The sequence below is a fragment of the Lamprocystis purpurea DSM 4197 genome, assembly GCF_000379525.1.
In the GTDB taxonomy this organism is placed as follows: Bacteria; Pseudomonadota; Gammaproteobacteria; order Chromatiales; family Chromatiaceae; genus Thiodictyon; species Thiodictyon purpureum.
The window spans coordinates 1-23916 of sequence record NZ_KB902419.1; the positions used below are offsets into that span (position 1 = coordinate 1).

At 65.0% G+C, this 23916-nt stretch carries 20 protein-coding genes; 14 read left to right on the forward strand and 6 right to left on the reverse strand.

Annotated features, from left to right (window positions below):
- The 6 genes from A39O_RS43795 to ppsR form a co-directional block, all read right to left on the reverse strand.
- The coding region (locus A39O_RS43795) for an IS1634 family transposase (protein WP_020503920.1) at positions 1 to 671 on the reverse strand (671 nt) is incomplete at its 3' end.
- Between the two features lie 196 nt (positions 672 to 867).
- A complete protein-coding gene (locus A39O_RS0106705) occupies positions 868 to 1152 on the reverse strand; it encodes a hypothetical protein (RefSeq protein WP_020503921.1) in 285 nt (94 codons plus the stop codon).
- Between the two features lie 27 nt (positions 1153 to 1179).
- Positions 1180 to 2382 (reverse strand): geranylgeranyl diphosphate reductase, encoded by a 1203-nt coding sequence (locus A39O_RS0106710; RefSeq protein WP_020503922.1) that lies wholly within the window; start codon positions 2380 to 2382, stop codon positions 1180 to 1182.
- A 92-nt stretch (positions 2383 to 2474) separates the two neighbouring features.
- Entirely contained in the window at positions 2475 to 3821 is a 1347-nt protein-coding gene (locus A39O_RS0106715; RefSeq protein ID WP_020503923.1) for a BCD family MFS transporter, read from the reverse strand.
- A complete protein-coding gene (chlG, locus tag A39O_RS0106720) occupies positions 3818 to 4726 on the reverse strand; it encodes a chlorophyll synthase ChlG (protein ID WP_020503924.1) in 909 nt (302 codons plus the stop codon). Before chlG ends, A39O_RS0106715 begins: the two co-directional genes overlap by 4 nt.
- A 189-nt stretch (positions 4727 to 4915) precedes the next feature.
- A complete protein-coding gene (ppsR, locus tag A39O_RS0106725; protein ID WP_020503925.1) occupies positions 4916 to 6328 on the reverse strand; it encodes a transcriptional regulator PpsR in 1413 nt (470 codons plus the stop codon).
- 431 nt (positions 6329 to 6759) lie between these two features.
- Between ppsR and bchF the strand changes: the two genes are divergently transcribed.
- The 14 genes from bchF to bchJ all read left to right on the forward strand — a co-directional run bounded on the left by bchF (position 6760) and on the right by bchJ (position 23850).
- Positions 6760 to 7260: a 2-vinyl bacteriochlorophyllide hydratase gene (gene bchF / locus A39O_RS32345; protein ID WP_020503926.1), complete on the forward strand. Its 501-nt coding sequence runs from the start codon at positions 6760 to 6762 to the stop codon at positions 7258 to 7260.
- The gene (locus tag A39O_RS0106735; RefSeq protein ID WP_020503927.1) at positions 7257 to 8564 is read left to right on the forward strand and encodes a ferredoxin:protochlorophyllide reductase (ATP-dependent) subunit N; all 1308 of its coding nucleotides are present in this window, start codon (positions 7257 to 7259) and stop codon (positions 8562 to 8564) included. Before bchF ends, A39O_RS0106735 begins: the two co-directional genes overlap by 4 nt.
- Before the next feature lie 3 nt (positions 8565 to 8567).
- A complete protein-coding gene (gene bchB / locus A39O_RS0106740) occupies positions 8568 to 10169 on the forward strand; it encodes a ferredoxin:protochlorophyllide reductase (ATP-dependent) subunit B (protein ID WP_020503928.1) in 1602 nt (533 codons plus the stop codon).
- Positions 10144 to 13890, forward strand: a complete 3747-nt coding sequence (locus A39O_RS0106745; RefSeq protein WP_020503929.1) for a magnesium chelatase subunit H — start codon at positions 10144 to 10146, stop codon at positions 13888 to 13890. Before bchB ends, A39O_RS0106745 begins: the two co-directional genes overlap by 26 nt.
- The gene (gene bchL, locus A39O_RS0106750) at positions 13887 to 14789 is read left to right on the forward strand and encodes a ferredoxin:protochlorophyllide reductase (ATP-dependent) iron-sulfur ATP-binding protein (RefSeq protein ID WP_020503930.1); all 903 of its coding nucleotides are present in this window, start codon (positions 13887 to 13889) and stop codon (positions 14787 to 14789) included. The genes A39O_RS0106745 and bchL overlap by 4 nt, the downstream gene beginning before the upstream one ends.
- Positions 14790 to 14934: 145 nt before the next feature.
- Entirely contained in the window at positions 14935 to 15633 is a 699-nt protein-coding gene (bchM, locus tag A39O_RS0106755) for a magnesium protoporphyrin IX methyltransferase (RefSeq protein WP_020503931.1), read from the forward strand.
- Entirely contained in the window at positions 15630 to 17063 is a 1434-nt protein-coding gene (locus tag A39O_RS0106760) for a BCD family MFS transporter (RefSeq protein ID WP_020503932.1), read from the forward strand. The genes bchM and A39O_RS0106760 overlap by 4 nt, the downstream gene beginning before the upstream one ends.
- Positions 17064 to 17088: 25 nt before the next feature.
- Entirely contained in the window at positions 17089 to 17856 is a 768-nt protein-coding gene (gene puhA / locus A39O_RS0106765) for a photosynthetic reaction center subunit H (protein WP_020503933.1), read from the forward strand.
- Between the two features lie 22 nt (positions 17857 to 17878).
- Positions 17879 to 18547, forward strand: coding sequence for a photosynthetic complex putative assembly protein PuhB (gene puhB / locus A39O_RS0106770; RefSeq protein WP_020503934.1), 669 nt, complete (start codon positions 17879 to 17881; stop codon positions 18545 to 18547).
- A gap of 61 nt (positions 18548 to 18608) precedes the next feature.
- Complete coding sequence (gene puhC / locus A39O_RS32350) at positions 18609 to 19109, forward strand: photosynthetic complex assembly protein PuhC (protein ID WP_020503935.1); 501 nt, start codon at positions 18609 to 18611, stop codon at positions 19107 to 19109.
- A gap of 34 nt (positions 19110 to 19143) precedes the next feature.
- Positions 19144 to 19998 carry a putative photosynthetic complex assembly protein PuhE gene (gene puhE, locus A39O_RS0106780; RefSeq protein ID WP_020503936.1) on the forward strand — a complete coding sequence of 285 codons (855 nt, stop codon included), beginning with the start codon at positions 19144 to 19146 and terminating at the stop codon, positions 19996 to 19998.
- 168 nt (positions 19999 to 20166) lie between these two features.
- Positions 20167 to 21840: a magnesium-protoporphyrin IX monomethyl ester anaerobic oxidative cyclase gene (gene bchE, locus A39O_RS0106785; RefSeq protein ID WP_020503937.1), complete on the forward strand. Its 1674-nt coding sequence runs from the start codon at positions 20167 to 20169 to the stop codon at positions 21838 to 21840.
- 13 nt (positions 21841 to 21853) lie between these two features.
- The gene (hemN, locus tag A39O_RS0106790; protein WP_020503938.1) at positions 21854 to 23212 is read left to right on the forward strand and encodes an oxygen-independent coproporphyrinogen III oxidase; all 1359 of its coding nucleotides are present in this window, start codon (positions 21854 to 21856) and stop codon (positions 23210 to 23212) included.
- Between the two features lie 2 nt (positions 23213 to 23214).
- A complete protein-coding gene (gene bchJ, locus A39O_RS0106795) occupies positions 23215 to 23850 on the forward strand; it encodes a bacteriochlorophyll 4-vinyl reductase (RefSeq protein WP_020503939.1) in 636 nt (211 codons plus the stop codon).
- The last annotated feature ends 66 nt before the right edge of the window (positions 23851 to 23916 follow it).

Here is a 23916-nt window from a genome sequence, read left to right on the forward strand (position 1 = left end):
GTGGTATTGCCGGCAAACGCCTCAATCGCCACCGGGCACCCGCGCCGGTCGGTCAGTAAGCCATAATTGACCTGCAGCATGCCCTTCTTCCCGTCACGGGAATAGCCGCGCATGGCCAATGGACAGCACTCACCCTCGAAATAGCTTGANGACAGATCGTAGAGGACTCGGCCACCGTCGTGCAAATGCCGCTTGGCCAGTTGCTGCTCAATGGCCGGCTGGCGCTCGCATAGCCAATCCAGCGCCGCATACAGCGCGTCTTCATCGGCATCACTGACCCCGTACAGCTCCCCCAGTGTGCTGTGGTCCCACGTCCGCGTGGTGGCCAGCTTACTCTGTGGATCAAGGACCCGGGCGGCGATCATCGCCAATACCAGGTCGCGCTCTCGACACGCCTCGCGCCCCAACAAGGCACTGATGCGCAATCGCCCCATGGCCAGGTCGATCGCTTGCACCGCCCCATGGGTGCGCGAGCGGATGATCTCGAATACCTCATCGACTGCTGCGAGGGGTTGGCCCTTGAGGACGGCCCGAATGGCTTGCGCTTGCGCGAGGGTCAGCGATGAGAGATTCGCAAGTGTGCGCTTGATGACCCGCTTGCCCTCGCGTACCGACTCGCGCAGCAAGATCGCCGGGGGGGAGTTGCGGTTCGGCACGATGTCAATGTACATGCATACAAGTATAAAGCATATGCTTAGATTTACAAGTTCCTGAGAGATATTTACATGGGTACATTTATGATCAAGATAGCGGACCCCAATGATCAGCGCCCCAAGAGATCAGAGACTTAAGGTCAAGATGAGAATGGTTCTCGATGGAACTTCGGTTTAGTCGAATCACCGGGCGGCGAATGCCACGCGCATCTCGTTATGGGGTCTTGCTGTGCGCACGCTGCCAACGCTGCCGCAGATCCGCGAGGTGCACCACCAAGGCGACCGTGACAAAGAGCCAGACCCAGACCCATCCGGCGTCCGTCAGGGCGGCGCGCACCGCCAGCAACAGACAGGCGCCGGAGGCGAGGATGAGGATCAACGCCGCCGGCGGGATGCCGCATGCCCGGACGCGCCACAGCAGGAACAGACCGAGACCTTCCAGTGCCATTAACAGCAGGATCCAGTCGATGAAACGGCCGCTGGCGAAGAACTCAGCCATCAGCGACACCGGCGGATGCGTATGCGCTCATTTCGCCGAGACAATGCCGAGCAAGTGACCCAAATCCTTGAAGAAGACGCGGACGTGCGCGGCCGGTTTGGCGCGTACCAGACGCTTGTTCATGTAGGCTTCCCAGGTCAACTGCTGGACGTCCGGGTCGGCGCACATGCTGACGAAGCGCTCGCGCCGTTTGTCGCTGCTGTACCAGAAGCGCTGCATGATGCCCAGCACCCAGAAGACCCGGCCATGGGCTTTCATGAAGTGCTTCCGGGCCAGTTTGAGCGAACGCACATCGCCGGTGGCGCAGAAGGCTTCGGCGGCCTGAGCGGCGAAGCGTCCTCCCGCTAAAGCATAGTAGATTCCCTCACCGGATGCCGGGGCGACCACGCCCGCGGCATCGCCCGCCAGTACGACATTGCGGCCGTCGTCCCACCGATCAAGCGGGCGCAGCGGAATGGGCGCACCTTCGCGCCGAATGGTTTCCGCGTCGGCCAGTCCGGCGGCTTTGCGCAGGTCGTCGGTGGCCGTGCGCAGCGAGAAGCCGCTCAGCGCCGTGCCCACCCCGACGCTGGTGGTCTCGCCATGGGGGAAGACCCAGCCGTAGAAATCCGGGGAGATCTTGCCCTGATAGTAGACGTCGCAACGGGTTGCATCGAATCCACCCTCGCCGTTCTTGGGTGAGCGGACGATCTCGTGATAGGCGCTGACGCAGGGCATTTTGTCCGCGCCGGGGATCCTCTGGCGGGCCACCTTGGAGCGTGCCCCGTCGGCCCCGATGACGCAGCGGGCGCGGACCTCCTGAATTTGGACCGGGCGGTCGTTGCCGCGCGTCTCATAGCGGACGATGACCTGACCCTGGTCGGTCGGGACCAGTTCGGTGAAGGTCCCGGTGCGGCGCACGGCACCGGCCTCGGCGGCGCGGGTGCGCAGCCACTCGTCGAATTCAGCCCGATTGACCATGCCGACGAAGCCGCCGTTGATCGGCATGTCTACCTGGCGGTCGGATGGCGAGATCATGCGGGCGGAGTTGATATGCGCGCACAGCAGGTGCGGCGGGATGTCGAACTCACGGATCGCCTGGGGTGGGATGGCCCCGCCGCAGGGCTTGATCCGTCCGGCGCGGTCGAGCAGCATGACCGAACGGCCGATCTTGGCCAGATCGGTCGCGGCCGTCGCGCCGGCCGGCCCGCCCCCTACGACGACCACATCGAAACTCTCGATCTCGTTCATGCGACATACCTTTTTTCAAACGCGACGGCGTTTGTCGGCTATGGGATAACAGAAAATTGTTGGCTCATCCGCGGCGCCCGGTCGAGCGCCGGTCAGGCCGTCTCCGCGGCGGCGGATGGATTGAGCATGACCGCGCCCGTGGCGGTCGTCTCCGCCCGCGTCACCCGCACCGCCAAGCCCGCGGCGGCGAGGAACAGCAGTGCCTCGGCGGCGAAAACGAACGCATAGGCCGGGCCGGGTGCCTCCATGAGCGCGCGGGTCAGATCGATGGCGGCAGTGCCGAGGAAGCCGCCGATGGCGTAGGCAACAGCCTGCGCGGCACCCCAAAGGCCCATGCGCACCCCCTCGCGCTGTTCACGCCCCTTGCCGACCAGGCCCATCATGGCCCCGATGGCGGCGACCGCAAAGACACCGTTGGCGACACCCAGGGCGAAGACCGCAGTGCGCAACGGGAAGTCCGCCCCGAGCAGACCGCCCGCCGCGAGGTTGAACAGGGTTGCCGCGGAGGCGAGACAGCCGATGATGGTCCAGGTTTGCAGCGAGGCCAGGCGCCGCCCCCAGGCGGTGCTGCCCACGCCGGCCAACAGGAGCATGCCGACGAGGACGCCGCCGTGCTGGTCGGCGGCAAGCCGGGTCGACTCGCCCGGGGTGAAGCCGAAGACGGCCCCGGCGAAGGGCTCCAGAATCAGGTCCTGGGCACTGTACGCGAGCATGGAGACGAAGATGAAGACGGTGAAACGGCGCGCGCGGACCTCGGACCAGACTTGGGCCAGGGCCTCACGGAAGGGTGTTCGGGGGGGCGCGGCGGCGTCCGCGGTTGGGAGGCTGGCGCGGCCCTCGATCCGGTAGGTTGCCGCCACGGTCACGGCCAAGGCGATGACGGACACGGTGGCGGTGACCAGCACCAGGCGGGCGGGAGAAAAGGGATCCAGGTAATGGCCGGCGATGCCCGCGGTGACCACGAACCCGACGATCATCATGATCCAGACGGTCGTGGCGGCCGCCGCCCGGCGGCGTTCATCGACGCGTTTGGCCAGGAGCACCAGGAGATTGGTGCCGCAGGCACCGACCCCGCCGCCCACCAGGGTGAAGGCGACCACGGCCAGGGCCGTGCCCAGCAGCCGGTCGCTCGCCATCAGCGCGGTGGCCAGCGCCGCCAGGACCCCGCCCAAGCCCAGCACCGCCATGCCGCCGATGATCCAGGGCGCCCGACGGCCGCCCAGATCAGAGCCGTAGCCCAGGCGCGGACGCAGGATCTGCACCGCGTAATGTAGTGCGACCAGGGCGCCGGGGAGCATGGCGGGCAGGGCTAGTTCGACCACCATGACGCGATTGATCGTCGAGGTGGTCAAGACCACGATGGCACCCAGGGCGGCCTGCACCAGGCCGAGGCGCAGAATGCCGAGCCAGCCGAAGGCGTCCTGGTCGGTCCGCGTCACGCGGCGAGCCCCCGCAGCGCCCAGGCGCTGATCATCATGCCGGTGACATAGACCATGACGCCGAAGGCGCTGAGCCACAGGGCGCGGTTGATGGGGTCGCGCAGGAAGCGCACCATCATGGCGACCTGCACCAGCACCACCATGGCGACGGCGGCCGCGTGGAGCGGCCGGCCCCAGTCGACCAACAGCCAGACTACCAGGACCTGGGGCAAGGCCATGAAAAGACAGGCGGCCCAGGCCGCTCCCTGAACTCCGAGCTGGACCGGTAGGGAGCGGAGCCCCATCTGCTTGTCACCCTCGATGGCTTTGAAATCATTGAGTGTGAGTATCCCATGGGCGCCCAGGCTGTAGAGCGCGGCGAGGGCCAGAATGCGCCACTCGGGCAGGTCGCCGCCGAGCATCACCGCGGCCCCGGTCACCCAGGCGAGCCCCTCGTAGGAAAACCCGACCGCCGTATTGCTCCACCAGCCGTTGCGCTTGAGCCGGACCGGCGGGGCGCTGTAGGCCCAGGCGAGCAGCAGGCCCAGCGCCGCCGACCAGAACACCCAGGTCCCCAAGGTCGCCGCCAGGGCCGCCGACAGCAGGGTCCAGAGGATGGCGATATAGAGACCCCAGCGCCCCGGTATCCGTCCCGACGGGATTGGGCGGTGGGGTTCGTTGATGGCATCCACATGACGGTCGAACCAGTCGTTCACGGCCTGGCTGGTGGCGCAGACCATGGGCCCGGCGAGCAGGATACCGGCAACGATGTAAAGCCAGTGGCCACTGAACGAGACCCCGGAAGACACCACGCCGCAGGCGAAGGCCCACATCGGGGGGAACCAGGTGATCGGCTTGAGCAACTCAAGCGCGGCGGCCGGCGAGGGACGGCCGGTGGAGGCCAGGGAGGGCGCGGAAGCATTCATGGGTGCAAATTATAACTGACAGTTTGCGCTGTCAACTACACTTGACAGTCTAGGGGATTGCCGGGTGCGTAGTCAGGCCATCCTGGCCTGACACCATCAGGGCTGGAAGCCCTGACGACGCACGCCGCTGGCCGGGATTACGATCAATGCCTGGCGCACCGCGTTCATGGGTTTGGTCGCGCCACGCGATCAGTCCGCTTCGGTCACTTCGCCCCCGATTCCGTAGCGGGCGAGCTTGACGTAGAGACTCTGACGGCTCAAGCCCAGCAGTTCCGCCGCCGAGGCGCGATTGCCGTTGGTCAGTTTCAGAGCGGCCTCGATACAGAGCCGCTCGATCAGGTCGGTCGACTCCCGGACCAGATCCTTGAGTGGGGCGCTGCCGACCCGGTCGGTGAACTGCGCCACCCAGACCGGCAATCCGCCGGCGCTGGGGTCGCCGCTCAGCCGCCGACCGACGTCACGGATGAAAAAGCCGAAACAGGGCCGGTCCCCGTGCTCCACCGCGGCCCCCGAGATTTCGACCTCGGTCGTGGTCCCGTATTGGCCGCGCAGGGTCGTCTTGAAGAGTCGCAACGTCCCGTGCTGGCGCAGGGTACTGATCAGGACATTGAGATCGATCCCCGCCCGGCCCAGCCAGCGGTCCAGTGACTGACCGCGCAGCAGATGCTCGCTGGCCAGTTCGACCTGGTTGAGGAAGGCGCGATTGGCGGCCAGGATGCGCCCCTCGCTGTCGGTGATGAGGATCGAGTCCGGCGCCGCCGCGACGACCTTCAGCAACTTGGCGTCATTGTCCGGGAGCACCGCCGCGGCGGGATCGGTCGGCAGTGGGCAGAGGCGCACGACGAACAGCGGGGCGTCGTCCTGACGCAGCAGGGTGGCCGATACCACCAATTCCCCGCCGTCGGCGAGGCGCTGCACGCTGACGCTGTCGACGCGCCCGCTGCTCAGCACGTTGGCGAGCAAAGTCTCGATGGCGCGGCTGCTCTCGGGCTCGAACCCCTCGGGAAACGGGCGGCCGACGATATGGGTGGCGGTATCGCCCAGCACCAGGGCGGCTGCCGGATTGGCCTCCACCACCCGCCGCAGGCCCGCATCGACGATCAGCACGGCCTCGGAGACACTCTGAAACAGCAGGCGGTAGCGGGTTTCCATCTGTCGGAAACGCCAATAGTCCCGCTCCAGCGCCTGTTGGGCGTCGACCAGTTGCTGTTGCAGCGAGGCGACGGCCTGCAATTCCCGGCCGATGGCCAGGATCTGCCCCCGTTTGCCGACGCGGATGGCGCGGTACTGGATCGGGATCTCTTTGCCTTGGCGGCCCAGGTGGCCGACCTGACGCCATTCATGCGCCCAATGTGGTTCGGCCTCGCGCAGGATGGCCTCCACCCGCGGGCGGCTGTCCTGGGAAACGGTGTCCAGCCAGGCTCGACCTCGCAAATCGTCGCAGATCTCACGCGACAGCGCCTCACTGCCGACCGAGCAGTCGATGATGGAGCCCTTGGCGTCCAGCACCAGGGCGATATCGGCGATGGTCCGCAGCAGGTCGGCGGCGACCTTTCCGTCGATGCGGTCAACCGCCTCGTGCGTGACGCTCAGCGGGCACACGGCAGCCCTCCGCGCGCACGGCGTCGGCCAGCACATGGGTCGGGTAAAAGCGGCATCAGCGCAGACAACGCGCGGCAGTCGGCGGCGAACAGTGAACAGTGGGCATTGCCGGAAACGACCCTCTTGTTGTGGATGGAAAACGGAGCAGCGACGCGTCGGATGCGCCCGGAATGGTCCAGGTCAGCGCTGCAATGACTCCAAGTCTGTCTGCTTGGCCGGGAATGTCAAGTTTCCGCTACGTCAACTTGCATTGACACTCCCGTCTCGCGAGGCTAGATTGTTCGTTGTGGGGCCGGCGTCGGCCGCGCTGGAACCCATCCGCTTGGGCCGGACCCGAGCCGAATCCGATGTCCAGCGGACCGGCTGCTGCGCGTCGGCGCCCGCCAGTCCGCTACATCATGCACAATTGACCTTGAAGGTACCGCCCGAGCATGCCTCTCTATACTCCGGAGGAGCGCAAGCGTCGCGACGCGACCCCATGGACCCTGGTCCAGGGTGTGCTTGCCCCAGTTCAGTTCCTCGTGTTCCTGGTGAGTTTGGCGCTGGTGCTGCGCTATCTGTCGACCGGTGAGGGTTACCAGGCGGCGACGCTGTCGATCGTCGTCAAGACGCTGGTCCTGTACCTGATCATGGTCACGGGATCGATCTGGGAAAAAGTGGTCTTCGGGCGCTATCTGTTCGCCCGCCCCTTCTTTTGGGAAGATGTGTTCAGCATGCTGGTGCTGGCTTTGCATACGGCCTATCTGGTTGCGCTCCTCTTCAACCTGCTCTCCGACCGTGACCTGATGCTGCTGGCCTTGGCGGCCTACGCCTCCTACGTGATCAACGCCACGCAGTTCCTGCTCAAGCTGCGCGCGGCCCGCCTTGAACAGGCCCGCACGGCGGGTACGGCCGACGCCGGGTCGGTCGGGCCGGCGGAGTCGGCAGCGTGAGCGGCAGCGGGGCGGCCGCCGGCACGAATCTCGATCAGGGTTTTCCCGGCACGGCACCGGTCGTCCTGCGCGAGCGCGGCCAGTGCGAGGTCTTCTGCGGGCTCAGCAGCATCGTCTGGCTGCATCGCAAGATGCATGACGCGTTTTTTCTGGTGGTTGGCTCCCGTACCTGCGCCCATCTGCTGCAATCCGCCGCCGGCGTGATGATCTTCGCCGAACCGCGCTTCGCCACCGCCATTTTGCAGGAGCGCGATCTGGCCGGCATGGCGGACNGCATGGAGGAACTCGATGGGGTCGTCACCCGCCTGCTGGCGCGCCGCGGGGACATCCGCACCCTCTTCCTGGTGGGCTCCTGTCCCTCCGAGGTGATCAAGCTCGATCTGCACAAGGCGGCCGAGCGGCTCACCCGCGCCCAGGCCAATGTTGCGGGTCACCAGGTCAAGGTCTTGGCGTTTTCCGGCAGCGGTCTGGAGACCACCTTCACCCAGGGCGAGGATCAGTGCGTGGCCGCCTTGGTGCCCGAGTTGCCGCGCGCGCCGGCCGGCGAGCGTAATCTGCTGGTGGTCGGGACTCTGGCCGATGTGGTTCAGGATCAGTTCGGCCGCTTGTTCGACGCCCTGGATATCGGACCGGTGCAGTTCCTTCCGGGCACCGACACCCGCGCCTTTCCGCCGCTGGGAGACGGGACCTGCGTGCTGTTCGCCCAGCCGTTTTTCAACGAGACCGCCGGCCTGCTCGCGGCGCGCGGGGCGCGTCTGCTCAGTGCGCCCTTCCCCTTCGGCGTCGAAGGAACGCTGGGCTGGCTGGCCGCCGCGGCGCGCGCCTGGGGGGTTTCCGATGCGCGCTTCGACGCGGTCACCGCGGCCCCGGCGGCGCGCGCCCAGCGTGCCCTGATCCGCTACGCCGAGGTGTTGGCGGGACGGCGCATCACCTTTTTGCCGGACTCCCAGTTGGAGATTCCGCTGGCGCGTTTTCTCGCCCGCGAGTGTGGCATGGAGCTAGTCGAGGTCGGTACGCCCTACCTGGATCGACGCGCCATGCAGCCCGAACTGGATCTGCTCCCGGCCGGCGTGCGGCTGGTGGAGGGGCAGGATGTCGACCGCCAGCTCGATCGCATCGCCGCCGACCGTCCGGACCTCACGGTCTGCGGTCTCGGCTTGGCCAATCCCCTGGAGGCGCTCGGGTTGCGGACCAAATGGTCCATCGAGTTGGTCTTCACCCCGATCCACGGCTTTGAACAGGCGGCCGATCTGGCCGAATTGTTCGCCCGGCCCCTGATCCGCAGCGCGCGCCTGAAGGTCTAGGACATGCAACTGACCGTCTGGACCTACGAAGGACCTCCGCATATCGGTGCCATGCGCATCGCCGCGTCCATGCGCGGGGTGCACTGTGTCTTGCACGCCCCTCAGGGGGACACCTACGCCGACCTGCTCTTCACCATGATCGAGCGCAGTGAGCGCCGCCCCCCGGTGACTTACACCACCTTCAAGGCCCGCGATCTGGGGACCGACACCGCCGAGTTGCTCAAGACCTGCGTCCAGGGCGTGCACGAGCGCTTCCGGCCGGACCTGCTGCTGGTCGGCGAGGCCTGCACCGCGGAACTGCTCCAGGATCAGGCGGGCACCCTGGCCAAATCCATGGGACTGCCGATCCCGGTGGTCCCGCTGGAACTCTCGGCCTATTCGCGGCAGGAAAACTGGGGCGCGAGTGAGACCTTTTATCAGATCGTCCGCCGGTTGCTGCATGCACAGGTACCGCAACCCGGGTCCCCGCCCCGTGAGCGCGTCAGCGGGCACCGGCCTAAGGCCAACCTGCTCGGACCGACCTCACTCGGCTTCCGCTGTCGGGATGATGTGACCGAGGTGACCCGGCTGCTGAATGCGATCGGCGTGGATGTCAATCTGGTGGCGCCCTTGGGTGCCAGCCCTGCTGATATCGCCCGCATTCCTGAAGCGGACTTCAATTGCTGCCTCTACCCGGAAGTGGCGTTGTCGGTGTGCAGTTGGCTGGAGCGGATGTTCAAACAGCCGACGGTGAAGACCATCCCGATCGGCGTCGGCGCGACCCAGGACTTCCTGCGCGAGATCGGCGCCCTGACCGGGATCGATGTCACTGCGGCACTTGCGGCCCAGGCGTCGCGGCTGCCCTGGTACTCGCGCTCGGTGGACTCGACCTACCTCACCGGCAAGCGGGTCTACATCTTCGCCGATGCCACCCATGCCATCGCGGCGGCGCGGATCTGCGCCGATGAACTGGGGTTCCAGGTGGTGGGCCTCGGAACCTATGGCCGCGAGTTGGCCCGCGACGTCCGCGCCGCGGCCCAGCGTTACGGCATCGAAGCGCTGATTACCGACGATTATCTCGAGGTCGAGGCGCAGGTCGCCGAACTGCATCCGGAGCTGGTGCTGGGCACCCAGATGGAGCGCCACATCGCCAAGCGTCTGGGGATCCCCTGCGCGGTCATCGGTGCGCCCTTCCATGTTCAGGACTGTCCGGCCCGGTACGCACCCCAGATGGGATTCGAGGGGACCAACGTGATCTTCGATACCTGGGTCCATCCGCTGATGATGGGCCTGGAAGAGCACCTCCTGACCATGTTCAGGGGTGATTTCGAGTTCCATGATGAGGCCGCACCCTCGCATCTGCCGACGTCGGCCACGGCCAAGGCGCAACCGGTGCAGACCGAGATTTCGCAGCAGCAGACCCCGCAAGCGTCTGCACCGAGCGTGTCGCCCGCGCCGGGCGACCCCCTCGCTTGGGCGCTGGACGCCGAGCGGGAACTGAAGAAAATACCCTTTTTCGTCCGCGGCAAGGCCCGCCGTAACACCGAATTGTTCGCCGCGGAACGCGGCATACAAATGATTACCGTGGAGACGCTCTACGATGCAAAAGCGCACTTCGGTCGCTGACCGTTCGCCCAAGGCCATGCGGGATACGCCGATCCGTGTGGTCATCGTGTCCCTGGACGGGCACCTTGCGGGGACGCTCGACCGGGCCCGCCCTGGTTTGCACCGCGATATCCCAGGCCTGCATCTTTCACTGCACGCCGCGGCCGAGTGGGCCGAGGACCCCGAGGCGATCGAGCGCTGTCGTGCGGACATCGCCCACGGGGACATCATCATCAACACGATGCTGGTGATGGAGGAGCATATACAGCCGGTGCTGCCTGCGCTGCAGGCGCGTCGGGATCACTGCGATGCCATGGTGTCCTGCATGTCCGCCGCGGAGGTCATGCGTCTGACCCGCATGGGCGGATTCAGCATGGACGGCTCCAAGGGCGGCCCGCTGGCCCTGCTCAAGCGGCTGCGCGGCGGCGGCACCAAGAAAGAAGGTACCGAGGCCAACGCCGGCGCCCAGCAGATGAGCATGTTGCGCCGCATCCCCAAGCTGCTGCGTTTCATCCCCGGTACCGCGCAAGACGTGCGCGCGTATTTCCTCAGCCTGCAATACTGGTTGGCGGGCACCGAGGAGAATATCGCGAACATGGTCCGCTATCTGGTGGACCGTTACGCCGACGGTGATCGCCGCGGGCTGCGCGGCAGCCTCAAGGTGCCGGCGCCTCAGGAATATCCCGAGGTCGGTCTTTATCATCCGCGCATGAATGGGCGCATCAGCGATGATCTGGGCCGTCTGCCCGCCGCCGGACGCGACAGTAAAGGCACCGTGGGGCTGCTCTTGATGCGCTCCTATGTCCTGGCCGGGAACGCCAATCACTATGACGGCGTGATCGCGGCCCTGGAGTCACGGGGCCTGCGGGTGGTCCCCGCCTTCGCCAGCGGGCTGGACGCCCGTCCCGCCTGCGAGCGCTTTTTCATGCATAACGGCCGTGCTACGGTCGACGCGGTGGTCTCACTCACCGGTTTTTCACTGGTAGGCGGGCCGGCCTACAACGATTCGAAGGCCGCTCAGGAACTGCTGACCCAACTCGATGTGCCTTATCTTTCCACCCTCGCGGTGGAGTTCCAGACGATGGAACAATGGGAGGGCTCGGATCAGGGACTGCTGCCGGTGGAGGCCACCATGATGGTGGCGATTCCGGAACTGGACGGCTCCACCGGCCCGATGGTCTTCGGTGGACGCTCCAACGCCGTCACCACCGAGCAGGCGCGGGACATGCAGTCTCACGGCGAGCGGACCGAGCGGCTGGCGGGACGCGTGGCACGGCTCGTGGCCTTGCGTCACACGGCGCGCAAGGACCGCAAGATCGCCATCGTGATTTTCAATTTCCCGCCCAACGCGGGCAACACCGGCACGGCCGCCTATCTCTCGGTCTTCGCTTCCCTGTTCAATACGCTGAAGTCGCTCAAGGCGGCCGGGTACGGGGTCGAGGTGCCGCAGGATGTGGATGCGCTGCGCGAGAGTATCTGTTCCGGCAATGCCGCCCGCTATGGCGCTCATGCGAATGTGCACACCCGCATTCCGGTGGATGACCATGTGCGGCGTGAGCCCTGGCTCAAGGAGCTTGAGAAACAATGGGGACCAGCGCCCGGCAAACAGCAGGCCGACGGCCGCTCCATCTTTGTCCTCGGTGAGCGCTTCGGGAATGTCTTCGTCGGCGTGCAGCCCGCTTTCGGCTATGAGGGCGACCCGATGCGGTTGCTGTTCGAAAAGGGCTTTACTCCGACCCATGCCTTCACGGCCTTCTATCGATATCTCAACGAGGATTTCGGGGCGCACGCGGTACTGCACTTCGGGACCCACGGGGCACTGGAATTCATGCCGGGCAAGCAGGCGGGGCTCTCGGCTGCCTGCTGGCCCGACCGGCTGATCGGCGATCTGCCGAATCTGTATCTCTATGCCTCGAATAACCCGTCCGAAGGTACCATCGCCAAGCGGCGTTCCGCCGCGACCCTGATCAGCTATCTGACACCGCCGATCGCCCACGCCGGACTGTATCGCGGGCTCATCGACCTGAAAGGCTCGATCGAGCGGTGGCGCAGCCTCCCGCCCAGCGAGGAGAATGAACGCACAGGGCTTGCCGAACTGATCCAGGCCCAAGGGGCCGAACTCGACCTGTGCCCGGCCGAACCCGCCTGGGGTGACGCCAGCGAGGAACCCATCGGCCGCTTGAACAAGGCCGTCCTGGAGCTGGAATACACCCTGATTCCCGATGGGTTGCACATCGTCGGCACCATTCCGACGCCCGCGCAGCGCACCGATCTGCTGCTGGCCATCGCCGAGGCCAGCCATGACTCGCGCCCGGCGCGCGAAGCGGTGGCCGCGCTGGTCTCCGGGGCGGCGGCGCCGAAGGCGCTGGCGGCCGGCGGCATGGAAAAGAACGAGGTCAATCTCGGGCTCATGCAGCAACTCGGCGAGACCAACCGGTTGTTGACCGAGCAGCACGAGATTCCGTCTATCCTGCATGCGCTGGACGGCGGCTATGTCCGTCCGGCCCCGGGCGGCGATCTGCTGCGCACCCCGGAGATCCTGCCCACCGGGCGCAATCTCCACGGCTTCGATCCCTACCGCATCCCCAGCCAGTTCGCGTTGAAGGATGGTGCGCGTCAGACCGAGCGGCTCTTGGAGCGCTATGTGCTCGAGGGCAATCCGGTCCCTGAGTGCATCGCCCTGGTGCTTTGGGGGACGGACAACCTCAAGACCGAGGGTGGACCCATCGCCCAGGCGCTGGCCCTGATGGGCGCGCGTCCGCGCTTCGACGGCTTTGGCCGTCTGGCCGGCGCCGATCTGATCCCCCTGGCCGAACTGGGCCGGCCACGGATCGATGTGGTCATGACGCTCTCCGGCATCTTCCGTGACCTGCTGCCGCTCCAGACCCGGCTGCTCGCCGATGCGGCCTTCCAGGCGGCCAGTGCGGATGAACCGCTGGACCAGAATTTCGTGCGCAAGAACGCGCTGGCCTATCAGGCGGCCAATGACTGCGATCTGGAGACCGCGTCCCTGCGGGTTTTCAGTAACGCCGACGGGGCCTATGGCGCCAACGTCAACTATCTGGTGGACAGCAGCCGCTGGGACGAGGGCGACGAGCTGGCGGAGACCTACACCCGCCGCAAGTCCTTTGCCTACGGCCGCTCCGGCAAACCGGTGCAGCAGGCCAAGCTGCTGACCAGCGTGCTCGGCAAGGTGGACCTGGCTTACCAGAACCTGGATTCGGTCGAACTCGGGGTCACCTCCATCGATCACTATTTCGATACCCTGGGCGGCATCAGTCGGGCCGTCGGCCGCGCCCGCGGGACCGAGATCCCGGTCTATATCGGTGATCAGACCACCGGCGAAGGGACGGTACGCACCCTGGCCGAACAGGTGGCCCTGGAGACCCGCACCCGGATGCTCAATCCCAAGTGGTACGAGGGCATGCTGGCGCATGGCTATGAAGGGGTCCGGCAGATCGAGACGCACGTCACCAATACCATGGGCTGGTCCGCCACCACCGGTCAGGTCGCCCCCTGGGTCTACCAGCGCCTGACCGAAACCTATGTCCTCGACGAGGAGATGCGCGAGCGGCTCGCCGCGCTCAATCCCACGGCGTCCGCCAAGGTCGCCAGCCGTCTGATCGAGGCCCACGAACGCAATTACTGGACCCCCGACCCCGAGACTCTGGAAGCCCTGCGCCGTGCCGGCGAGGAGCTCGAGGACCGGTTAGAGGGCGTCTTTCAGGAGGCCGCCGCTTGAATACTCTGGGTATCCCGATCGAGCTGGGTCGTAACCCCCCGGACGGTGACGGCAGCGTCCAGTTCCAGGAGGACGAGCGCATCGATGTCGGTACGGCCAAGATCTTTGCGGTCTATGGCAAGGGCGGCATCGGTAAGAGCACGACGTCATCCAACCTGTCCGCGGCCTTCTCCAAGCTTGGCAAACGGGTATTGCAGATCGGCTGCGACCCCAAGCACGACTCCACCTTTACGCTCACCAAACGGCTGGTGCCGACGGTGATCGATATCCTGGAATCGGTGCAGTTCCATCCGGAAGAGTTACGCCCCGAAGATTATTGCTATGAAGGCTATAATGGCGTGATGTGCGTGGAAGCCGGCGGACCTCCGGCCGGGACCGGCTGCGGCGGTTACGTGGTCGGCCAGACGGTGAAACTCCTGAAACAGCATCATCTGTTCGAGGACACCGACGTGGTGATCTTCGATGTGCTGGGTGATGTGGTGTGCGGCGGCTTTGCCACGCCCCTGCAACACGCCGAACGGGCCTTGATCGTCACCGCCAACGACTTCGATTCGATCTTCGCCATGAACCGGATCAGTGCCGCGATCATGGCGAAGGCCAAGAATTACGGGGTCCGGCTGGGCGGCATCATTGCGAACCGCAGCGCCCAGACCGACCAGATCGACCGTTTCGCCGCGGCCGTGGGTCTGAAGCGGCTCGCCCATCTGCCCGATCTGGATGTGATCCGCCGCAGCCGGCTCAAGAAGAGCACGCTGTTTGAGATGGAAGCCTGTCCGGAGGTGGAGTTGGCTCAGGCCGAATACCTCAAACTGGCCGCCGCACTCTGGGCCGGGACCGAGCCGCTGACGGTCTCACCGATGCGCGACCGGGATATCTTCGACTTTCTGGGGTTCGACTAATACCAAGTATGAATTATGAATTATGAAGTATGAATGATGAAGGCCGGGCATGAGGGGATTATCCTTGCGCCTTGGTTCTTTATCCTCCGGCTTTCATAATTCATACTTCATAATTCATAATTCATAATTTCTTTTTGAACTCTCTATGATGTCTTCGTACGAAGAACGCCGCGTCGAGATCGAGACCTACTTCGATCGTACCGCCGCCGACGCCTGGTCCAGGCTCACCTCCGATGCCCCGGTCAGTCGCGTCCGCGCGACCGTGCGCGCGGGGCGGGACCGGATGCGCGCCACCCTGCTCGGCTGGCTGCCGGCGGATCTGTCGGGTCGGCGGCTGCTGGACGCGGGCTGCGGCACCGGTGCACTCGCCGTGGAGGCGGCGCGCCGCGGCGCGCGGGTGGTTGCCATCGACGTGGCGCCGACGCTGATTTCACTGGCGCAGGAGCGCAGCCCCAAGGATTTGGGCGTCGGCAGCATTGAGTTCCTGGTGGGCGACATGAGCGACCCGGCCTTGGGGCAATTCGACCATGTGGTCGCGATGGATTCCGTCATCCATTATCAGGCCGCCGACGTGGTCACCTTGCTGGCGGGCGTGGCGGCACGCACGACCGGCTCGATCCTCTTCACCTATGCCCCGCGGACGCCGGCCCTCGCGGTGATGCACGCGGTGGGCCGCTTCTTCCCTCGCGGTGACCGCTCCCCGGCCATCGAACCGGTGGCGGAGCGCCGGCTGCACCGACTGGTGGCGGAGCATCCGGGGTTTGCGGACTGGCGGATTGGCCGCACGCAACGGATCGCCCGCGGTTTCTATACCTCACAGGCACTGGAGCTGGTCCGCCAGTGAAGTCGCTCACCGCCACCCTGACCCGTGAGTGGATACGGCTGGGGCCGCGGTTCCTGCCGTTTGCGGATGCCGGCACGTGCGAACTGCCGTTGTCGCGGCTGCTGCGGCTCGCGCTCTTCCAGGTCTCGGTCGGTATGGCGGTGGTGCTGTTGAACGGCACCCTGAATCGGGTCACCGTCGTCGAACTTGGTGTCCCGACCTGGCTGGTCTCTCTGATGGTCTCGCTGCCGCTGGTGTTCGCTCCACTGCGCGCCTTGATCGGCTTCCGTTCGGACTATCACCGTTCGGCCTTGGGCTGGCGGCGCGTCCCCTACATCTGGTTCGGTACCTTGCTGCAATTCGGCGGCCTGGCCCTGATGCCGTTTGCGCTGCTGTTGCTGTCCGGGAACCACGAGGCCCCGGTCTGGATCGGTCCCACCGGTGCGGCCCTGGCCTTCCTGTTACTGGGTGCTGGTCTGCATGTGACGCAGACCGCGGGTTTGGCCCTGGCGACGGATCTGGCCCCGCCCGAGGCGCGGCCGCGGGCCGTGGCGCTGCTCTATGTCATGCTGCTGCTGGGGATGGTCGGCAGTTCACTCATTTTTGGGCAGTTACTGGAGAACTTCAGCTATACCCGACTGGTCCAGGTCATCCAGGGTGCGGCCCTGGTCACCCTGTGTCTGAACGTGGTCGCCTTGTGGAAGCAGGAGGCCAGGAACCCCGCACTCACCGCCAAGCATCGGGTGCGGCCGAGCTTCAGTGACTCCTGGGCCGATTTTCTGGCGAATGGCCGTTCCGGACGGCTGCTGGTCGCGGTGGCCCTGGGGACGGCTGGTTTCAGTATGCAGGATATCTTGTTGGAGCCCTATGGGGGCCAGGTGCTGCATCTCTCGGTCGGTCAGACGACCTCGCTCACCGCGCTGCTCGCGGGCGGCACCCTGATCGCCTTCGCGCTCGCCTCGCGCATCCTCGCCAGCGGCGCCGACCCCTATCGGGTCTCGGGATTCGGCGCGCTGGTGGGCGTGTGTGCCCTGGCCGCGGTGTTGCTGTCCTCGCCGCTGGATTCAGTGACCCTGTTTCGGGTCGGCACCTTCCTGATCGGGTTCGGCAACGGACTGTTCGGCGTCGGGACCCTGATCGCCGCGATGGGGTTGAGCCAGAAAGGCGAAAGCGGTCTTGCACTGGGTGCCTGGGGCGCCGTTCAGGCGACCGCGGCGGGGCTTTCCATCGCCTTCGGCGGGGCGCTCCGCGATCTGGTTTCCGCGCTCGCTGCGCAAGGCGCCTTGGGCGAGGCCTTGACTGGTCCGGCAATCGGCTACGGAGCCGTGTACCATATCGAAATTCTGTTACTCTTTGTGACCATGATCGCCATTGGCCCGCTCGTCGGTTCGTCCGCGAACGACCGGCGATCACCGTCATCCAGCTTTGGCTTGGCCGAATTTCCCGGCTAGCCCTTTGCCCTCGGGAGGAGAAACCATGCCCGCCGACGCTCTCGTTAGCACCCTTGATGTTGGCTCTATTGCCATCTGGGCCTTTTGGCTGTTCTTTGCAGGACTTATCATCTATCTTCGCAAGGAGGACAAGCGGGAGGGATATCCGCTGGAGTCTGAGCGCTCCGACTACGTTAAGGTCGTTGGATGGCCGGCCATGCCTGAACCCAAGACCTTCCTGTTGCCTCACGGCCAGGGTACCCGTCAGGTACCGCGTCCGCAGGAGCCTGAAACCGTCAACGCAACGCCCACCGAGCCCTGGCCTGGTGCTCCGCTGCAGCCCAACGGCGACCCGATGCTCGCCCGTGTGGGTCCCGGCGCCTGTCCGAAACGTGACGACCTGCCTGATCTGACCTTCGAAGGCGAGAACAAGATCGTGCCCTTGCGTGTGGCCGAAGGGTTCTCCATTGCGTCCGAGGACGGCAATCCGGTGGGAATGGAAGTCCTGGGTGCCGACGATCAGAAAGGCGGTGTCATCACCGATTGCTGGGTCGACCGCTCCGAGCCGCAGATCCGTTATCTGGAACTGTCCGTTACCGGCGGCAAGAAGGTCCTGTTGCCGATCAACTTCGCGCGTATCAGTAAGGCTAACCGTAAGGTCAAGGTCGATGCCCTGCTCGGCAGCCAGTTCGCCAATGTCCCTGTCCTTGCCAACCCTGACCGCGTGACGCTCCGCGAGGAGGATCTGATCACCTCCTATTACGGCGGCGGCAAGCTCTACGCGACTCCCGATCGGACCGAGCCCTTCCTGTGAGTCAATCGATGTGAGTCAACCGATGACCGAGTACGAGTTCGAACCCGTACCGGGCCTGCCAGAGGATCTCCCGCCCGGCGAGACGATCCTCTGGCAGGGCGCGCCGCGCCGGCAAACGCTCGCGCGGCGCGCCTTCCACACCCGTAAGGTGATCGGCTATTTCGTAGTGGTATGGGTGCTGTATCTCGGGTGGGAGATCTCCTCGGGAGCGGCTCTTCTCAGTACCTTTTTGAATTCCCTGAAACTGGTGGTCCCGGCGGCCTTGGGAGTGGGTCTGCTGAGCCTGTTGGCCTGGGCGATGGCCCGCTCAACGCTCTATACCATCACCAGTAAGCGCGTCGTGCTGCGTTTTGGTGTCGCTTTGCCGATGACGATCAATCTGCCGTTCGCCAAGATCGCGAGCGCGGCCTTGCGTGAGAACGGCGACGGGACCGGTGATATTCCACTCACCTTGACCCGCGCGACGCGGGTGCCCTATTTCGCGTTGTGGCCCCATGCCCGGCCCTGGTATTTTGCACCGGCGCAGCCGATGCTGCGGGCCATCCCTGACGTGTCGTCCGTGGCACACATCCTGGCCGGCGCGCTCCAGCGGGCCGCCGGGGAGCAGCAATCCGCACCGGTCGGTGACACCGCATCAGAAGCCGAGCCGGGGGATCGTGAAAGATCCGCGGTACCGGGGCAACTGACCTGAACGCCGGCCGTACGAGCGGCGCAGCACTTTAAGATCCCGATTTTCGGTCGATGTAAGCCTCATGAGTGATCATTCCCATAACCTGATGCCGCGGAAGATGCTGATCGCCATCGCGTCCCTGATCGGATTCAGTCTGGTGCTGGTCATCACGGCGCGGCTCACCGGTCTCGGGATCAGTCATGTCCCGCTGGCGCCGGTGGTGCAGTCGCTGGACCTGCGGTTCGAGGGCCAGGGCGACGCTGCGCTGACCGTGCGCGCCATTGCGGATGGTACTGTCATCACGGTGCTTGAAGCAGGCAGCAACCAGTTCATTCGCGGTGTGCTGCGCTCTACGGCGCGTGCGCGCCGCAGTCGCGGGGTCGGTGACGACACCCCGTTTCAGGTGGCGCGCCTCGCCGATGGACGCCTGATCCTGCGCGATCTGGGGACCGGGCAGGTCATCGAACTGCGCTCTTTCGGTCCGACCAATGAAGGGGCCTTCGCCGCGCTGCTGGACGCCCGCGGGAGCGATCCCGCGCAAGCGCCCCCGGTGACCGCGACTCAGACCCGGCAGCCGCTCTAGGGCTCGCCCGGTTTCCAGCCTGGAACACGACTGCATGTTCGATTATGCCGCACCCGCGCTCTATGCCCTGTTCGTCTGGTGGCTCGGAACCGGAATCATCCTCTACCTCGATAGCCTGCCGACACACACCTATCGCTGGAGTCTGACCGGCGGCGCGCTGGTGTTGATTGGTGCCATCGTCGGGGTCGTCGTCTCCGGCAGCGGCACCTCGGTGGCGCACGCCTATATCGGTTTCACCTGCGGTGTCCTGGTTTGGGGCACGCTGGAGATGAGCTATTTCATGGGCCTGGTCAGCGGACCGCATAAGACTCCCTGCCCTCCGGGCTGCGGGTCCTGGCGACGCTTCGGCCTGGCTATCGGCACCAGTCTTTACCACGAACTTTCTGTGGTAGCCATGGGCCTGCTGCTGGCCGTATTCTGTTGGAATGCGGACAATCAGGTCGGCCTCTGGACCTATTGCGTGCTCTGGGTGATGCGCTGGAGTGCGAAGCTCAATATCTTCTTCGGGGTGCCGAACCTGCATATCGATTGGCTGCCGGAGCATCTGCGCTTTCTCCAGTCCTATATGGGTCAGCGCTCCATGAATTATCTGTTTCCGCTGTCGGTGAGTGGCGGAACCATCGGTTGTGTGCTGATGATCAGCGGGGCACTTGATCTCGAGACCGGCCCCTTCGGCAGCACCGGACAACTCCTGGTTGCGGTCTTGTTGGCGCTGGCGGTGCTCGAACACTGGTTCCTGGTGTTGCCCCTGCCGGACGAGGCACTCTGGGCCTGGGCCTTCAAGCCGCGGTCGCGGCGCTCGGTATGGCGCTCCCGCGTGGGCTCGCAACGGGCAAGGGTTCGCGGGCCGGGTCGGTCAGCCCAATTGGCTGCGATCAGCGGACGCTGACTTTGGAGCATTTGAGCGCGCGGGCAGAGGGACTGCCGCGGGGCGGTGCCTGAGGGCGGGCCTGTGCCAGTGAAGGCAAGAACAAGACCGAAACGACCTGGTCCATCCGCGTGGCCGGGTTCGACGTACGACAGCAAGCGGTTAGCCACAGTCTTTCGGGAGTAGCACATGCGCATTTTGATGATTCAGCCGAACTATCACGCGGGCGGAGCAGAGATCGCCGGAAACTGGCCGCCCGGCTGGGTGGCCTATATCGGCGGCGCCCTGAAACAGGCGGGCTACAACAATGTCCGTTTCATCGATGCGATGTGCGAGGATATCCCGGACGAGAAGCTCCGTGAGATCATTCGCGAGCACGCTCCGGACGTGGTGTTGGCGACCGCCATCACCCCGATGATCTACAAAGCCCAAAGTACACTGCAACTCGCCAAGGAGGCGCTGCCCAAGTGCGTGACCGTGCTGGGCGGCATTCACCCCACGTTCATGTACACCCAGGTCTTGGGCGAGGCGCCCTGGATCGATTACATCGTGCGCGGTGAGGGCGAGGAGATCATCGTCAACCTGCTCAAGTCCGTTGAGAAGGGCACCGATAAGGCGGATCGGCGCCGGATCCTGGGCATTGCCTATCTCGACGATGACGGTCAGGTGGTGGCAACCCCGGCGAACCCGGTCATCCAGGATTTGGATGCGCTGGTCCCCGACTGGTCCCTGCTCAAATGGGACCTGTACATCTATATTCCGCTGAACTGTCGCGTGGCAGTCCCCAACTTCGCGCGCGGCTGTCCCTTCACCTGCCGCTTCTGTTCGCAATGGAAGTTCTGGCGCACCTACCGGCACCGTGACCCCAAGAAGTTCGTCGATGAAGTCGAGATCCTGGTGCGGGATTACAACGTCGGCTTCATGATTCTGGCCGATGAAGAACCGACCATCTTCAAGCGCAAGTTCGTCGCACTCTGCGAGGAGTTGATTGCCCGCAAGGTGAACATTCACTGGGGCATCAATACCCGCGTGACCGACATCATGCGCGACCGCGACCTGTTGCCGCTGTACCGCAAGGCGGGTCTGGTGCACGTCTCGCTCGGTACCGAGGCGGCCGCCCAGTTGAACCTGGACGTGTTCCGCAAGCAGACCACGGTGGAGCAGAACAAGCTGGCCGTGAAGCTGCTGCGCGATGCCGGCATCGTGGCCGAGGTCCAGTTCATCATGGGCCTGGAGAACGAGACCCCGGAGACCATCGAGGAGACCTACCGTCTGGCCCAGGACTGGAAGCCGGACATGGTCAATTGGAACATGTATACCCCCTGGCCCTTCGCCGAATTGTTCGAGGACCTGGGGGATCGGGTCGAAGTGCGCGACTACTCCAAGTACAACTTCGTCACGCCGATCATGAAGCCGGAGGCCATGACCCGCGAGCAGGTTCTGAAGGGCGTGCTGAAGAACTACGCGCGTTTCTATATGCGCAAGAGTTTCTTCGAATACCCCTGGATCAGAGATAAGTTCAAGCGCCGCTATATGCTGGGCTGTCTCAAGGCGTTTGCCAAGACCACGATCACCAAGAAGTTCTACGACCTGGGACGGGTCAAGCGCAAGGGCTTCTCCACCGAGGTCGATCTGGGCTTCGATGAGACCAAAGTCCTGACGTCCGAGCAGATTGCCGAGTTGAAGCTCAGCCGGCCGGACCTGACCGCCGACGTGAATTTCAAGGGAACGCCGATCAAGGTGCTGGCGTGCGGCGGGCCGAGCGACGAGGTGTACGAGGAGCAGATCGGCGCGCCTGGAATGCCCCCGGCGGTGTCAGCCGCGGGATTGGAGAAGACTGCAACCGCCACGTCGACGACCTGAGCCGGGGGCCGCCATGACCCCTACCCTCTTCGCCGATATTCCGCGGAATCTGCTGGAGCACTTTGCGCATCCCGCTGCCGAGGCGATCACCTTCACGCCCTCGGCCAACGCCGGACGACTGCCGTCAGCGGAGTATGCGAGTGCCCTGACCGCCCTCGCCGGGCGTCCGGATGAGGCGGTGGCGGTCTATGTGCACCTGCCCTTCTGTCCGGTGCGGTGTCTCTATTGCGCCTGCCATACCACGGTGACCCATGAAGCGGAGCGGATCGACCGCTACCTGGACACCTTGGAACAGGAAATGGATCTGGTGACCGAGCGTCTCGGTACGGGGCGCGTCTTGTCTCAACTGCATTTGGGCGGCGGTACGCCCAACTATCTCTCGGACTCACAACTGATCCGACTGATGGAGATGGTGACCAGACGCTTCCGGTTTGGCGCCAACACGACCGCGGCGATCGAATGCAATCCGCGGCGCGCATCCGCCGGGCAACTGGAATTGCTCAAAGGCTTGGGTTTTACCGGGGTGAGCTTCGGCATCCAGGATTTGGATGCCCGGGTCCAGCATGCGATCGGTCGAATCAATTCGCTCGGCCTGGTCCGGGATGTTTGTGCCATCGCGCGCGAGACCGGGTTCGAGAACGTCAGCCTGGATTTGATCTATGGATTGCCTAATCAGACCGAGCAGAGTTTCGAGTCGACCCTGGAGCGGGTCATCGAAATCAACCCGGATCGAGTGCGCTGCTTCAGCTATTCCCATCTCCCGACCGCGCGGCCGCATCAATACGCGATCGAGGCGGGTTGCTTGCCCGGTACCGGGGAAAAGCTCGGTTTGCTGCAAAGCGCCGTACGCGGCTTTACCGACGCCGGCTACCATTGGATCGGGGTCGATTGGTTCGCGCGCGATGGCGATGAACTCGCTGATGCGCAGCTGGCGGGGACACTGCGGCACACCTGTCTTGGTTACACCAGCTCACCGACCCGGCATCTGATCGCGCTTGGCAGCAGCAGTTTAGGCGAAGTCGATCGGGTCCTGATCCAGAACCAGCCGGGAATTGACGCCTGGCGCAGTGAGATCGAAGCCGGGCGATTCCCCCTTCACTGGGGTCACACGATGACCGATGCGGACCTGCGCCGGCGGCAGGCCGTCGCGCGACTCATGTGCAATCTGGACGTACCGGCCGGTCTGGCCACCGACTTCGATCGGGACTATGAACGTCTGACGCAGTGGGTCGACCACGGTCTGGTCGAGTTCAGTGGTGACACCATGCGGGTCACCCAGCGTGGGCGCTATTTCCTGCGCAGCCTCTGTGCCCCACACGAGATATCCATCTCCTGGAGCAATGGTCAGTCGAACGTGGCGCGAGTCTGTTGAAGATGGGTGCACAGGAAACACCAGAAGCCGCCGGGGACGCCGGTTCGGCACCCGCGCGCATCGGGCCGAACGCCATCTGGCGGGTCGCCGAGGCGCTGCGGGACGGTCCGGGCCCGGAGGCCCTGACCAGGGTATTCGAGCGCGCCGGGCTTGCCGGTTATCTCGATTCACTGCCGCAGGAGATGGTCGACGAGCGCGAGGTCACCGCGCTGCATCACGCCCTGCGTGACATACTGGGCATCAAGGAAGCCCGCCAGATCGGTGCCGATGCCGGGCGGCGCACCGGCGATTATCTGCTGGCCAAGCGTATTCCCCGCCCGGCGCAGGTCGTGCTGAAATTCCTGCCGGGTTTCCTCGCCGGCCGCGTCCTGCTCAAAGCGATCGAGCGCAACGCCTGGACCTTCGCCGGCAGCGCCCGCTTCAGTACCCAGGCCGGAACGCCGACCCGCTTCATCATCGAGGGCTCACGCGTGTGTCTCGGTGTCCAAGCTCCGGTCCCCTTGTGTGACTTCTATGGCGCAACCTTCGAGCGGCTCTTCAGGGAACTGGTCGACTCCAAGGTGCGGGTCATCGAGGTGCAGTGCCAGGCGATGGGTGACCCGGCTTGCGTTTTCGAGGTCCGCAGCGACGGGCGTTAGCCCGCCGCTTTGTTGTTGTCGCGAGAGCGCATGGCCAAACGCGATGCGCATCGCACCTGCCGTGTC

Bases quoted from the DNA above. Each gene is read 5' to 3' on its own strand.
- A39O_RS0106710 (WP_020503922.1), bottom strand. From the start codon at position 2,382: ATGAACGAGATCGAGAGTTTCGATGTGGTCGTCGTAGGGGGCGGGCCG.
- hemN (WP_020503938.1), top strand. From the start codon at position 21,854: ATGACCCCTACCCTCTTCGCCGATATTCCGCGGAATCTGCTGGAGCAC.
- bchJ (WP_020503939.1), top strand. From the start codon at position 23,215: ATGGGTGCACAGGAAACACCAGAAGCCGCCGGGGACGCCGGTTCGGCA.
- A39O_RS0106705 (WP_020503921.1), bottom strand. From the start codon at position 1,152: ATGGCTGAGTTCTTCGCCAGCGGCCGTTTCATCGACTGGATCCTGCTG.
- chlG (WP_020503924.1), bottom strand. From the start codon at position 4,726: ATGAATGCTTCCGCGCCCTCCCTGGCCTCCACCGGCCGTCCCTCGCCG.
- bchB (WP_020503928.1), top strand. From the start codon at position 8,568: ATGCAACTGACCGTCTGGACCTACGAAGGACCTCCGCATATCGGTGCC.
- A39O_RS0106745 (WP_020503929.1), top strand. From the start codon at position 10,144: ATGCAAAAGCGCACTTCGGTCGCTGACCGTTCGCCCAAGGCCATGCGG.
- bchF (WP_020503926.1), top strand. From the start codon at position 6,760: ATGCCTCTCTATACTCCGGAGGAGCGCAAGCGTCGCGACGCGACCCCA.
- puhE (WP_020503936.1), top strand. From the start codon at position 19,144: ATGTTCGATTATGCCGCACCCGCGCTCTATGCCCTGTTCGTCTGGTGG.
- puhB (WP_020503934.1), top strand. From the start codon at position 17,879: ATGACCGAGTACGAGTTCGAACCCGTACCGGGCCTGCCAGAGGATCTC.
- puhC (WP_020503935.1), top strand. From the start codon at position 18,609: ATGAGTGATCATTCCCATAACCTGATGCCGCGGAAGATGCTGATCGCC.
- bchM (WP_020503931.1), top strand. From the start codon at position 14,935: ATGATGTCTTCGTACGAAGAACGCCGCGTCGAGATCGAGACCTACTTC.
- puhA (WP_020503933.1), top strand. From the start codon at position 17,089: ATGCCCGCCGACGCTCTCGTTAGCACCCTTGATGTTGGCTCTATTGCC.
- bchE (WP_020503937.1), top strand. From the start codon at position 20,167: ATGCGCATTTTGATGATTCAGCCGAACTATCACGCGGGCGGAGCAGAG.